At 58.1% G+C, this 13002-nt stretch carries 11 protein-coding genes; 5 read left to right on the top strand and 6 right to left on the bottom strand.

What is annotated here, in order from left to right; genetic code table 11:
• Window positions 1–4: 4 nt before the first annotated feature.
• Window positions 5–976 (top strand): helix-turn-helix domain-containing protein, encoded by a 972-nt coding sequence (locus tag FEZ62_RS12575; protein ID WP_345940445.1) that lies wholly within the window; start codon window positions 5–7, stop codon window positions 974–976.
• A gap of 17 nt (window positions 977–993) precedes the next feature.
• Here the strand turns inward: FEZ62_RS12575 and FEZ62_RS12580 are convergent, their stop codons facing one another.
• The gene (locus FEZ62_RS12580) at window positions 994–1680 is read right to left on the bottom strand and encodes a GntR family transcriptional regulator (protein ID WP_090511494.1); all 687 of its coding nucleotides are present in this window, start codon (window positions 1678–1680) and stop codon (window positions 994–996) included.
• 588 nt (window positions 1681–2268) lie between these two features.
• Here FEZ62_RS12580 and FEZ62_RS12585 point away from each other — a divergent pair.
• A complete protein-coding gene (locus tag FEZ62_RS12585; protein WP_172927905.1) occupies window positions 2269–3651 on the top strand; it encodes an aspartate aminotransferase family protein in 1383 nt (460 codons plus the stop codon).
• Window positions 3652–3707: 56 nt separating this feature from the next.
• Complete coding sequence (locus FEZ62_RS12590) at window positions 3708–5054, top strand: glutamine synthetase family protein (protein ID WP_201970345.1); 1347 nt, start codon at window positions 3708–3710, stop codon at window positions 5052–5054.
• A gap of 134 nt (window positions 5055–5188) precedes the next feature.
• On the opposite strand, the gene FEZ62_RS12595 is transcribed toward FEZ62_RS12590, so the two are convergent.
• On the bottom strand, window positions 5189–5890 hold the full coding sequence (locus FEZ62_RS12595) for a GntR family transcriptional regulator (protein ID WP_172927909.1): 702 nt from the start codon (window positions 5888–5890) through the stop codon (window positions 5189–5191).
• A gap of 210 nt (window positions 5891–6100) precedes the next feature.
• On the opposite strand from FEZ62_RS12595, the gene FEZ62_RS12600 reads away from it, so the two are divergent.
• Complete coding sequence (locus FEZ62_RS12600; protein WP_172927912.1) at window positions 6101–7174, top strand: aromatic ring-hydroxylating dioxygenase subunit alpha; 1074 nt, start codon at window positions 6101–6103, stop codon at window positions 7172–7174.
• Window positions 7162–8112, top strand: a complete 951-nt coding sequence (locus tag FEZ62_RS12605) for a PDR/VanB family oxidoreductase (RefSeq protein ID WP_172927914.1) — start codon at window positions 7162–7164, stop codon at window positions 8110–8112. The genes FEZ62_RS12600 and FEZ62_RS12605 overlap by 13 nt, the downstream gene beginning before the upstream one ends.
• 113 nt (window positions 8113–8225) lie before the next feature.
• Here the strand turns inward: FEZ62_RS12605 and FEZ62_RS12610 are convergent, their stop codons facing one another.
• The 4 genes from FEZ62_RS12610 to FEZ62_RS12625 form a co-directional block, all read right to left on the bottom strand.
• A complete protein-coding gene (locus FEZ62_RS12610) occupies window positions 8226–9035 on the bottom strand; it encodes an IclR family transcriptional regulator (protein ID WP_172927916.1) in 810 nt (269 codons plus the stop codon).
• A gap of 66 nt (window positions 9036–9101) precedes the next feature.
• Window positions 9102–9782: a sarcosine oxidase gene (locus FEZ62_RS12615; protein ID WP_172927919.1), complete on the bottom strand. Its 681-nt coding sequence runs from the start codon at window positions 9780–9782 to the stop codon at window positions 9102–9104.
• Between the two features lie 2 nt (window positions 9783–9784).
• A complete protein-coding gene (locus FEZ62_RS12620) occupies window positions 9785–12691 on the bottom strand; it encodes a 2Fe-2S iron-sulfur cluster-binding protein (RefSeq protein ID WP_172927921.1) in 2907 nt (968 codons plus the stop codon).
• On the bottom strand, window positions 12688–12996 hold the full coding sequence (locus FEZ62_RS12625) for a sarcosine oxidase subunit delta (protein WP_172927923.1): 309 nt from the start codon (window positions 12994–12996) through the stop codon (window positions 12688–12690). The genes FEZ62_RS12620 and FEZ62_RS12625 overlap by 4 nt, the downstream gene beginning before the upstream one ends.
• Window positions 12997–13002 lie beyond the last annotated feature (6 nt).

A 13002-nucleotide genomic window follows, 5' to 3' on the forward strand; every position in this document is an offset into this window, starting at 1 on the left:
AACCATGCAGTCAATCGAAATCGGCGTAGCTTTATACCCGTCAGCGCAGCAGGCGGCCGTGCTTGGCGTGACTGATTTACTGCTGATGGCAGGAGGAATTGCGGCTGAACATGCAGGCCTCGGGCACAATCCCGTACGTGTAACGCACTGGCAGGCAAGCTCTGAGAAAACGCCACCCGTGCGGGTGTTCGACAGCTCGCCAGACTTGCCCTGCGAGCTGGCCCTGGTGATTGTGCCGCCAAAGCTCGGTGATCCGATTGATCCACACCGCGTTGCCTCGACCGTTACATGGCTGCAAGGCGTGCATGCCAATGGCGGCATCCTGGCCTCTGTTTGTGCAGGCACTTTTGTGCTGGCCGAAACCGGGCTGCTTAACCAACGCACGGTTACCGCGCACTGGGCACTAGCCGAGTCGTTCGAGGCGCGTTTTCCGGATATTGGCGTAGACACCGATCAACTATTGATCGATGACGTAGACATCATTACCAGCAGCGGCCTGATGAGCTGGACAGATTTGGGCCTGCGGTTGGTCGAACGTTTTCTCGGGCCGAATGTGATGCTGCAGACCGCGCAAGTGTTGCTGATTGATGTGCCGGGAAGGGAGCAGCGCTACTACAGCATGTTTGCGCCGCGACTGGCGCATGGCGACAGTGCCATTCTTAAAGTCCAGCACTGGCTGCAAACGGTAGAAGGCAAGGATGTGTCGCTTGCCCAGCTGGCAGCATTGGCCAACCTCGAAGAGCGCACGTTCCTGCGGCGTTTTCAAAAAGCCACCGGCATGACTTCATCAGAATATTGCCAGCAACTCAGGGTCAGCAAGGCGCGATCAGCGCTGCAACTGGGCCATCTGTCGGTGGAGCGCGTGGCCTGGGCCGTTGGCTACTCCGACCCCAGTGCCTTTCGTAAGGTTTTCACGCGTATTGTCGGGCTGTCACCCAGTGAATACCGGAGCCGCTTCAAACCGCAACCGGCTTAGTTCAACCGGTCTCACCGTCACTGAAACTCGCCATGCTCCAACAGGAAAGCCATGCCGTCGGCTATGTCTTTGCGCAGAGCCTCGGCGGCTGCATCACCATCACCACGGCCGAGTGCTTCAACGATTTCCTCGTGGTAATCGATGTCGAGAATGGCCTCCAGATTGCCTGCGTAACTGCTGCCAAACTGGCGCAGAAACGGACCGACTTGTAGCCATAGCGTCTCGATCAGAAAGATCAACGACTCTGAATGGCAGGCGCGATAGATCATGAATTTGAATTCGTAATTGCGCAGCAGGTAATCGTCGATGTCCTTGTTCTTGGCGGCTTGCGTCAGGGCAGAGGAGGCGTTTTGAATGGCTTTCAGCTCAGCCTTTTTGAACGCATCGGCTGCCGCCCGCGCCGCTGCAACTTCACACACCAATCGCGTGCTCATCAGATCGGCAAAGCGCTGACGGGTCATGACTGGCAACGTAAGCGAGCCATTGGGTAATTGGTCCAGCGCTTTGAGCGATTGCAGCTTCATCAGCGCGGCGCGAACCGGCATGTCGCTGGTGCCCAACTCATGGGCAATCTTGCGTGAGGTGAGTTTTTGACCAGGCTTGATCTGGCCCGACATCAGCGCATGCGTCAGCCGTTGATAGACGACTTCATGGAGCGGGGCCACTTCAATGGTTTCAAGGCCTATCGGGCTTTTATCTTTCACGTGTTCTCCATGTGAGGACTCTGCGATGGTGCTCGCCAAACAGCTCTACAAGCTTGTGCGCCAGCGGAATCTTATTCTGCAGTGGCGCGTCGGGCCAGAAAAAATTGGCTCATTGATGACGCCAAACCCGGCGGTATCACGTCAGAAGGGCGCCTGAACGCCGATTTTTACCGCAAAAGTCAGCCACAGCAGGGCACAAAAATATATCTATTCGATGGGCTTGCGAAATCTCTCGCTAAGCCTATATCGTGTGATCTGCGATCGCAAAAATTATGAAATTTATTGCTGTATGCATCCGGCGCAGATGTCAGGCGTTACCCAGCGCGATATCGATCAGGCCGTGCAGCTTTACGCCAAGCCGCTGCAGGTGGCGATGCCGGAACTGGATGGGTTGTCGTCGGGCTCACAGGCCTGAATTGGCTGCGATCTACGCCGCATAAATGATCAAGAAAACCGCTGGCCGGGTAGGCCTGGCAGCGGTGAACACTCAATTACAAAGCCGCGACTTAATTTTTCCCGGTTGACCGACCGCAGCGTCGCAACCCAATAACAGCAGGGCCTTCGTGCCCAAGCAATAGAGAGGAAATCATGAGCTTGTCGAAACAGACCCTGGCATTGCAGCACACCGATGCGCAGCATCACCTGCACCCGTTTACCAATTCCCGCGAATTGAATGACCGTGGCGTGCGCGTGATCAGCTCGGCCAAAGGGGTGTATCTCACCGACACCGAAGGCAACCAGTTGCTTGATGGCATGAGCGGGTTGTGGTGTGTGTCCGTTGGGCATGGTCGTCAGGAGATTATTGACGCGGTGTCCCGTCAGCTCAGCGAACTGACGTTCTACAACACCTTCTTCAACACCTCGCACCCGCCGGTTATCGAGTTGTCGCGCAAGTTGGCAGCGATCACGCCAGCGCAGTTCAACCACTTTTTCTATACCGGTTCCGGGTCTGAATCCAACGACACGATTTTCCGCCTGGCCCGCTACTTTTGGGAGCTGCAAGGCAAGCCCGAGAAACGCATCATGGTGGGTCGCATCAATGGCTATCACGGCTCTACAGTCGCGGCGGCCTCATTGGGCGGCTTTGGCGGTATGCACGCACAGGGCGGCATGCTGATTCCCGATGTGGTGCACGCGCCGCAACCGTTCTGGTGGGCGAATGGCGGCGACATGACCCCGGAAGCCTTCGGCCTGCACGTGGCACAACAAACCCTCGACATGATCGACGAAATCGGTGCCGACAAAGTCGCAGCGATGATTGCCGAGCCGATTCAAGGCGCTGGTGGGGTCATCATTCCACCTTCTTCCTACTGGCCGGCGCTTTCGGCGGGCCTAAAGGCGCGTGACATTCTGCTGATTTCCGATGAGGTTATCTGCGGCTTCGGGCGCACAGGTGAGTGGTTTGGCTGCGAGTTGATGGGCACCGAGCCCGATTTCATGACCATGGCCAAGGGCATCACCTCGGGCTATGTGCCCATGGGCGCTGTCGCCGTGTCCGATCGTATCGCCCAAGTGTTGCTTGAGCGCGGTGATGAGTTTGCCCACGGCTTTACTTATTCCGGCCACCCGGCTGCGTGTGCGGCGGCGATTGCCAACCTTGAGATTCTTGAGTCCGAGCAAATGGTCACGCGCGTGCGCGATGATATTGGCCCTTATCTGCAGCAGAAATGGCAGGCACTGGCTGAACATCCGATGGTGGGTGAAGCGGTTATGGCCGGCCTGATTGGCGCCTTTCAGTTCACCTCGAACAAGGCCAAACGCAGCAGCTTCCCGGCCGAGGCCAGGATCGGCATGATCGCCCGTGAGCACTCGTTCAACAATGGCCTGGTCATGCGCGCAGTCGGCGATCGGATGGTCATCGCGCCGCCGTTCAGCCTGACGCACGCCGAAGCCGATGAGCTGATCGCCAAGACGCAAAAAGTCATTGAGCTGACCTATGCTCACGCCCGTAATCTGGGTTTGATTGACTAACTCCCTGCCCACTATTGGTCGCCGATATGAATGCTAAATCGCCCTCAGGGGCCACGATGGAAGAGCTGAATCAGTTTCTGGCCAAGTATCCGGACGTTAAAGGCGTCGACATTGTCATGACCGACTGCCACGGCATCGGGCGTGGCAAGACCATTCGCCGGCATGAACTGGAGTCGCTGTATGAGTCGGGACGCGCCATGCCGACCTCGCTGTTTGGACAGGATGTTGCGGGCGATGACGTCGACTGTTCACTGGTATTGCACGATGGCGGCGGCGACAAGCGCTGCTGGCCAGTGCCGGGAACGCTCGGGCTGCAGCCCCATTCAGGCAGGGGCGTGGTGCTGGTGAGCATGTACAACGCCGATGGCTCGCCCTTCAATGCCGATCCGCGTGCAGTTTTGGTCCGGCAGGTCGAGGCCGCCAATAAGGCTGGCTACGCACCCATGGGCGCGTTTGAGCTTGAGTTTTACCTGATCGACAAAGAACGAGATGCCAACGGACGGTATCAGCCGGCGCGCTATTTGCTGTCGGGCCGCCGCTCGCTCAATCGCAACACAATGGCGGTTGATGAGCTGGATGAAATGTCGCCCTTGTTCGAGATGATCTACGCCGGTGCCGAGCATCTGGGCATTCCCATGGAGTCGGTTATTTCGGAATACGCGGTAGGTCAATACGAGCTGACCATCCGCTACCGGGACCTGCTGCGCGCCGCGGATGATGTGATATTGGCCAAGCGCCTGATTCGCTCGGTGGCCCGTCGCTTCGGCGTGGAGGCCTGCTTCATGGCCAAACCATTCGGACAGGAAGCGGGTTCGGGTATGCATCTGCATCTGTCATTGAACGATGAGGGCGGCAGCAACTTGTACGCTGATCAGCCTTGCGGTGAACTGAGCCAGCTGATGCTGCAGTCCATCGGTGGCATCCGCAAAACCGTAGGCGACACGGCGCTGATTCTGGCGCCGTTCCTCAACTCGTGGCGGCGGTTTGCCTCGGCGGTCTACTCGCCAGCATCGGATACCTGGGGCTTTGAAAACCGCACAGTCGCCTTGCGCGTACCTGATGGTTCAGCCAAGACCCGTCACTTCGAGCACCGCGTAGCCGGCGTTGATGCCAACGCGTATCTGGTGGCCGCAGTGACATTAGCCGGGGCCATGCAAGGTATTCGCGAAGAAAGCGGTCCGGGCCCTGCGGTAGAGGGCAACGGCTACAGCAAGGAGCATGTGGCGGATTTGCCGACCAGCTGGAAAGGGGCGATTGATCGCTTTGAGCAATCCGCTTTCATGCAAGAGGTGTTCGGGCAGTGTTTGCACGAGTCGTTTGTAGCGATTAAACGGGCCGAGTTGCAACGCCTGGAGCTGGACATATCTGAAGCCGAGTGGGACCTTTACGGGTTTGTGGTGTAAGCCCTAATTGCTGCCCCTCGCCAAACAGCAAGGTTGCTTTGGCGAGGGGCAGGCCGCTGCGTTTGCTTAGATCTGCCAAGTTTCGAACACAGTTTATTGCTCTTGCGGATTCTCGTGCAGTCTTGATTCAGACATCACTGAATGATTTTGAGCCCGTCCCTCGGCGCGGAGCCGAAGAGGTGTGCGTAGCGCAATGTGGCATTGGCGTGCTCACGCATGATCATCTCGGCACGTGCGCCCTGACCGCTTAACAGCGCATCTACCACGGTGTGATGTTGCATATGGGCAAAGTTGAAGCGGCGGTACTCCAGAGCCAGGTCGTTGCGGTCGACGGCTAATGAGCTGACAGACGCGAAGGGCAGGTGCTCATTGCGGGCAAGCGCCTCGGCGATGGCCATGTTATTGCTGGCGTCGATAATTGCCTGATGAAAGCGCTTATTGATGTCGTGATATTCAGCCAGATCCTCCTCGCTGACGTAGCCCTTGGCGAACAACTGATCGCCTTGTTCAAGGCAGGACAGCAACACCTCGCGAATCCCGGTTGGTATCCCGCGTTCTGCTGCCTGGCGCGCTGCCAGCCCTTCGAGAACGCCACGGACTTCAACCGCTCCGGCAAGATCATCGGCGGTCATCTGTTTAACCGTGAAGCCACGGGCGCCGAGCCGAATCAGCAGGCCTTCCTGTTCCAAAGCGCGAAAAGCCATGCGCACAGGCATCCGCGACACGCCCAGCCGGTCGGCTGTGGGAATCTCTGCGAGCCGCTCACCGGCAGGGAACTCGCCGTCGATGATCATCTTGCGTAACAGATTGAGTACGCGCTGGCCTGAACCGCTCATTAAAGCCTCTATTGGATCCAATTAGATTTATAGGTTGCCAATGTACTCTTGAACCAGTCCCTGATTCCAGTGTTGGATTCGGCGAGTTATCGGAGCTTATTGTGTTCGTTAATCGCACGATCACTGGATCCAGTGGCTAGATTAAGCTCAGTTTTATGAGTAGATTTTGCTCAAGATGGATCCATTGATAACAATAAGCGAGATCTGAGCATGTTCCCGAAAAACGCCTGGTACGTTGCCTGCACCCCGGATGAAATTGCGGATAAGCCTTTGGGGCGCAAAGTCTGTAACGAGAGCATTGTGTTCTACCGTGGCCACGAAGGCCGGGTCGCGGCCGTTGAGGATTTCTGCCCGCATCGCGGAGCGCCGTTGTCCCTTGGTTATGTGCAGAACGGTCAACTGGTGTGCGGCTACCACGGGCTGGTGATGGAATGTAATGGCAAGGTGGCCGGCATGCCGAATCAGCGTGTGCAGGGTTTTCCGGCAATTCGCAGTTTCCCGGTAGAGGAGCGTTATGGCTTTATCTGGGTGTGGCCGGGTGATCCCAAGAAAGCCAGTGCCGACCTGATTCCTCATCTTGAATGGGCTCAGAATCCTGAGTGGGCGTACGGCGGTGGCTTGTTCCACATCAATTGCGATTATCGGCTGATGGTCGACAACCTCATGGATCTGACCCATGAAACCTATGTGCATGCTTCCAGCATTGGTCAGAAAGAGATCGATGAAGCGCCGGTGACCACTAAAGTTGACGGCCAGAACGTGATCACCAGTCGTTTCATGGAAGGTGTCATGCCGCCACCGTTCTGGCGTGCGGCATTGCGCGGTAATGGTTTGGCCGATGATGTGCCGGTGGACCGCTGGCAGATCTGCCGCTTCTCACCACCAAGCCATGTAATGATTGAAGTGGGTGTAGCGCATGCGGGCAACGGCGGTTATGACGCCGCGCCAGAGCACAAGGCCGGCAGTATTGTGGTGGATTTCATTACCCCGGAGACCGACACATCCATCTGGTATTTCTGGGGCATGGCGCGCAACTTCAAGGCGCAAGATGCTGAGTTGACCGAGACCATTCGCGCGGGCCAAGGCAAGATCTTCTCGGAGGATCTGGAAATGCTCGAACGTCAGCAACGCAACTTGTTGGCGCATCCCGAACGTAATCTGCTCAAACTCAATATCGATGCTGGCGGAGTGCAGTCGCGCCGAATTATCGAGCGCATCATTGCAGCAGAAAAACAGGCGGGTGATGCAGTTATCGCCCGGAGTGCATCGTCATGGATGTATTGATCTCGGCCATGCGCCTGGTCGCCAGAGACATTGTTAGCGTTGAGCTGGTTAATCCAGATGGCAGTGACTTGCCAGCATTTGCGGCCGGTTCGCACATCGATGTGCACCTACCCAACGGGCTGGTCCGTCAGTACTCGCTGTTCAATAACCCGCAAGAGCGCAATCGTTATTGTATTGCTGTCCTCAAAGATCCAGCTTCGCGAGGTGGCTCGACCGCTGTGCACGAAGCGCTGCGAGTCGGCCAGAGAATAGGGATCAGCGAGCCACGCAATCTGTTTGCGCTGGATGAAAGCGCACCGCGAAGTGTGTTGTTCGCCGGGGGTATTGGTATCACGCCGGTATACAGCATGGCGCAACGCCTGGCTTCGAATGGGGCTGCGTTCGAACTGCACTATTCGAGTCGCTCTGCGCAGCAAGCGGCGTTTGTCAGACGCCTGCAGCAGCTCGAATTTGCCGCCAATGTTCATGTTCACCTTGATGATGGTGATGAGCAGCAACGGCTCGACATTACAGCTGTTCTGGCCAGGCAATGCACGCAAACCCACTTGTACGTCTGCGGGCCAACGGGCTACATGGACTTTGTACTTGAGAATGCGCGAGCATTGGGCTGGTCGGAAAATCGCCTGCACCGCGAATACTTCAGCGCTGCGCCTACAGTCACGGCTGATGACACTAGTTTTGAAGTCCGGTTGAACAGCAGCGGTCTGGTGTTGCAAATTCCGGCAGACAAAACGGTGGTACAAGTTCTTGATGAAGCTGGCGTGATCATTCCTGTGTCGTGCGAGCAGGGCATATGCGGTACTTGCCTGACTCGCGTGATCGACGGCCAGCCCGACCACCGCGATGCCTTTATGACACCCGCCGAACACGCCCTGAACGATCAGTTCACACCCTGCTGCTCACGGGCTAAAAGTGCTTGTCTGGTGTTGGATATTTAGGCAAATGTCGGAAAACGTCTGAGAAGTAGAGCGCGGCGTAAATATACGATCAAGTACGTTTGCGTTGCGTTTGGAGGTTTCTGCGTCAGTCGATGCAAGCCACCAGTAAGCCGCTACCGATAATTTGAGGTGCCGCCATGCCGTGCGCTGGCGCCCAGTTCGCGGGAGATTTCGCGGGCGCATTGCTGGAGGGCTTCGAGGTAGCTCTGCAGTGCGCTGTCGTTATCCATCACCGCTTCCGGGCCAGACAGATTGATGGCGGCGACTACGGCGCCAAGGTGGTTGTATACCGCGCAGGCAATGGCCGTGGAGTAGTCTGAGCGATGCAGGACCCAGCCACGCTCACGGTCGCCTTCGACCAGTTGGCGCAATTCGGGCAGGGTTTTCGGGGCGGGAGGTGGATAGTCGTCCAGCCGTGCATGTTGATACAGGTTGTTCAGTTCGCTGGCATCCAATCCGGTCAGCAACATGCGGCCCATGGCCGTGCAGTGGCAGGGAATGCGTGTGCCAATCGGGATGTTGACTGATAGCCGTTGAGCCGCAAATGCGCGGTACAGATACAGGCTGTCGGTCTGTTCGCGAATCGACAAGTGACACGATAGCGAGGTGCGATCACGCAGGGCATTTAAGTACGGCAAGCTGACATCGACCAGATCGCGACTGGTCAGGTAACTGAAACCGTCGCTGACGACTTGCGGGCCCAGTTCGTAGCTGTTTTTGCCGAGCTTGCGCAGATAATCCATCTCACACAGTGTGTGCACGATCCGGTAGACAGCGGAGACGCTGACTCCCAGATTTTCGGCGATGTCGTTCATGCTCAGCGTGCGCTGCGCCGCGCCAAACATTTGCAAAATGCTCAAGCCGCGTTGTAGCGCCGGGACCCTGTAATCGGTGTCGCGCTCGAGTTGTTCGCCGGTGGTCATTGCAGGCTCCCTTGCCGAGAGATAGAGGAGTCAATGCGCCCTGAGTAAGCAGGGCGCATCCGGGGGTTACAGCAGTTCGTCGATGCCGGCTGGCGCGCCGGCGAACTCGGCCATTGCATCCAGCAGCGCGTCCCAGAAATAGTCAGCCGAGGCGCGGTCGCAGAGAATCTGCAAGGCTGGCAAGTCGCCCTCGGCCAGATTGATCACGATCACGTTGATCCGCGCTGCCGAGGTTTGTGCCACAGAGCCTGGCGGGAAGGCTTGCGCGCTGAGGTCGACGCCACACAGCTTGGCCATGACCTCGCTGATGTGCTCGCCCGTCAGCAGCAACCAGGCGTGGCTGTCCTGTCGCGGTAGCAGGTAGTTCGGCGTGTCGTCGTATTGCCATTGCACCTCCTCAAGTGCGATGCGGCTGCCGCCATCGAACAGGCTGCCGAGCAGCAGGTATTCATTCTGCGAGAGCCGCGCCACACGGCTGCCATCCGCCTGCACCACGGCCTGATTGGGCTGGGCAGGCAGTTGGTAGCCACGTTGGCGCAGGTATTCAGCCGTGTTTGCGCCGCGAAAACCCACGCGCGGCAGATTGCTCAGGTCGAGCAGGGCACAGCGCTGCAACTGGGCTTTTTCGTCGTGTTGCCCGTAACGGGCAACGATTACGCTGTCGCCCATCGGGCCGAGTGTTGCGCCGACATGGCGATGCGCCAACGGGCTGCGCTGATTGAAGTTACGGGCTTGTAGTGAGGCCATGTTCAAAGCTCCTGCCGCAAGGTTTCTGGATCGTAGAACGGCAATTTGACCACCGTGGCGTGAACCATTTCTGCGCCTTCCACGCGGATAGGAATTTGCGCGCCCGGCGTGGCCTGATCGGCTGCACAGTAAGCCAGGCCAATGATCTGCCCAAGTGTTTGCGAGTACTCGCACGAGGTGACGTTACCGCTGATATCAGCGCCCTTGAGAACAAGATGGCCTTCCAAAGGTTTGCTGGAAGTGGCGGGCAGGGTGAAGCCCACCAACTTGCGCTTGAGCGGTTGCGCCGCGAGGATTTCGACCGATCGCTTGCCGACGAAAAACGGCTTGCTGCGAGCTACTGCCCAGCTCATGTCGATTTCACCCGGATGGGTCATGCCGTCAGTGTCCTGGCTGATAATTACGTGGCCTTTTTCAAGGCGCAGCAGGCGCTGGGTTTCGACGCCAAACGGGCGAATGTCGAATGCTTTGCCGGCCTCCATCAACGCGTCCCACAAGGCTTCGCCGTAGCGCGCGGGTACGTGTATTTCATAGCCCAGTTCGCCAACGAAACCGACTCGCAGCAAGCGCGCCGGAATACCTGCCACAGTGCCCAGGCGTACGCCCAGATACGGGAAGCCTTCTGCGCAAAGATCAACGTCGTTGCAGAGTTGTTCCAGGACTTTGCGCGAATCCGGGCCTGCCAGATTGACGGCGGCCAGCGCTGCGGTCACGTTGGTGATGTCCACGTTGAGGCGCCATTGGGCGTTCCACTTGAGCATTTGCTGGTAGATACGGTCGACGCCGCTGGTGGTGGCCGAAACGTAAAAATGGTTTTCGCTGAAGCGCGCGCAAACCCCGTCGTCAATCACCACACCATCTTCTGCCGTCATCAGGGCGTAGCGCGAACGCCCCACGGGCTGCTTGAGAAAGGCGAAGGTGTAGATGCGGTTGAGTAGTTCGGCGGCATCCGGGCCGCGCACATCAAGACCGCCGAGGGTGGAGACGTCGATCAGGCCGACTTTCTCACGTACATGACGGGCCTCGGCTTGCATGCAGGCGTCGCGCTCGGAGCTGCTGCCGTAATACGCCGGACGTTGCCAGATACCTGCGGGCATCATCTTCGCGCCTGCTTCCAGGTGGCGTTGATGCATGGGTGTTTGTCTGGCGGGATCAAAGCCACGTCCGGCAACATGCGCCAGCTTTTCGGCCACAAACGGCGGGCGTGCGGTGGTAACGCCGGTTTCGCTGACGCTGCGACCGGTTGCCTGCGCCACCAAACGCGCCGTTGGCAGGGCAGAATGGCGGCCCTGCGATGGCCCCATTCCCACGGTCGAGAAGCGTTTGACCAGTTGCACGTCGCGGTAGCCGTAGCGGGTCGCGTTGATGATGTCGCGCACTTGCAGGTCTTCGTCAAAATCGACGAACTCCTTGCCTTTCGGGTGGGCAAAAATCGGCCACTCAAAGTTAACGCGCGGCTCTTCGAGCAATGCTGTACCGGCCAGCTCGGCTCGCAAGCCAAGACGGCTCAGTGCGGCAGCGGCGGCTTTACGTGCGTCGGCAAAAACGTTCTCAAGGCGGTGATGGCCATTAACCGAACCGGCCACGCCAAGGTTGTCGGGCAAGCCGGTGAGGGCAAATGCAGCGTCCTTGTCGCTGTAGCTGAGCTTGCCGCCAGCCTGGCAGAGCAGTTGATACACAGGCATGTAGCCGGCGGACATGCACAACAAGTCACAGTCGATGTGCTGCGCCTCCTTACCCACCAGGCCCTGGCCGGTTATGCGGCGCACATCGACGCCGCTGATATGGCGCATGCCTTTCCCATGCAGGGCTTCATATACCGTGCTCGCCAGCTGGCAGTTGATGCCGCGACTTTGCAAGGCGGTGACCAGCGCGCCGTTGTCTGGTTGTGGGCGCATGTCGACCAGCGCTGCGACAGTCACGCCTTGCTCATGCAGGTCGAGTGCGGCGAGGTAGCCGTCGTCATTGCCGGTTAATACAACTGCACGATTGCCTGGCTTGACCGCATAGAGTTTCATCAGCCGCTGGGCGGCGCTGGTGAGCATGATGCCGGGCAGGTCGTTGTTGCGAAATACCACCGGCTGATCGAACGCACCGGCTGCGACGATGCACTCCTTGGTGCGCACCTTGTACAGGCGATTGCCCTGAATCACGGGCAGGAAGTTATCGGTGAACCACGCATTGCAGGTCGCCTGGGTGAGAATACGAATATTGGCGTGCTGCTCAACCGCCTTGATCAATTCCGTACCAGCTTGCTGGGTCTGATTGCCTTCTACATCGAAGCGTGCCCATGTCAGTGAGCCGCCGAGCAAGGGTTGCTGTTCAACCAGCAGAACCTTGGCGCCGGCGTTGGCTGCGCTAAGCGCTGCCTGCAGGCCAGCGGGGCCCGCGCCGACCACGGTTATATCGGTGAACAGAAAGGCCTTGTCGTGGTATTGCGGCTGGAAATTCAGGTCGAGCACACCAAGGCCGGCTTTTTTGCGAATCAGCGGCTCCCAGACCTTCCACATGCCTTTTGGTTTGTAGAACGAACGGTAGTAAAAACCCACCGGCATAAATTTCGAGAAGTGGCCAAGCATCGCGTCGCGGTCTTTATCCAGCGAGCCGGAATAATTCTGACCCGTAACATTAAGGCCATGGCTGAGCGGGTGCATGTCAGCCAGCACATTTGGCTCGTCCGGTAATTGCACCAGGCTGTTGGCGTCTTGGCCTGCCATGGTCAACGGGCCGCGCGGGCGATGGTATTTGAACGAGCGCGAGAGCAACCAACGGCCATTGGCGACGAGAGCGCTGGCGATGCTGTCGCCCATAAAACCTTGGTAAGACTTACCGTCGAACTCGAAATCAAGCGGTTGATTGCGGTTGATCAGTAAACCCATTGGCGCGGGCAGGCGGTTGAAAGACGTCATACGGTGGCCTCCTCAACCTTGGCCGGTGCAGCAAAGTCGACACGCTGCTTGAACAGTTCTTGCGGATCAAAGGTGCGGATAATTTCGTCGCTGACCGTATGGCGCTCGGCCAGAAACCAGTAGCTTGAGGCGTTATGCATCCACCACTCGGTAACGACTCCGGCGAGGTTGTCGCTGTTGAACACATAAGCGGCCCATTCGGCATCGCTGCAGTGGCTGGGATCGGGCATGGCTTTAAGTTCGCCGCCGTAGGTGAATTCGCTGATATTGCGCGGGCCGTTCAACGGGCAGGGCATGATTTTCATCGGATG

Source organism: Pseudomonas sp. MS19 (assembly GCF_013277615.1).
GTDB classification, from domain to species: Bacteria; Pseudomonadota; Gammaproteobacteria; order Pseudomonadales; family Pseudomonadaceae; genus Aquipseudomonas; species Aquipseudomonas marincola.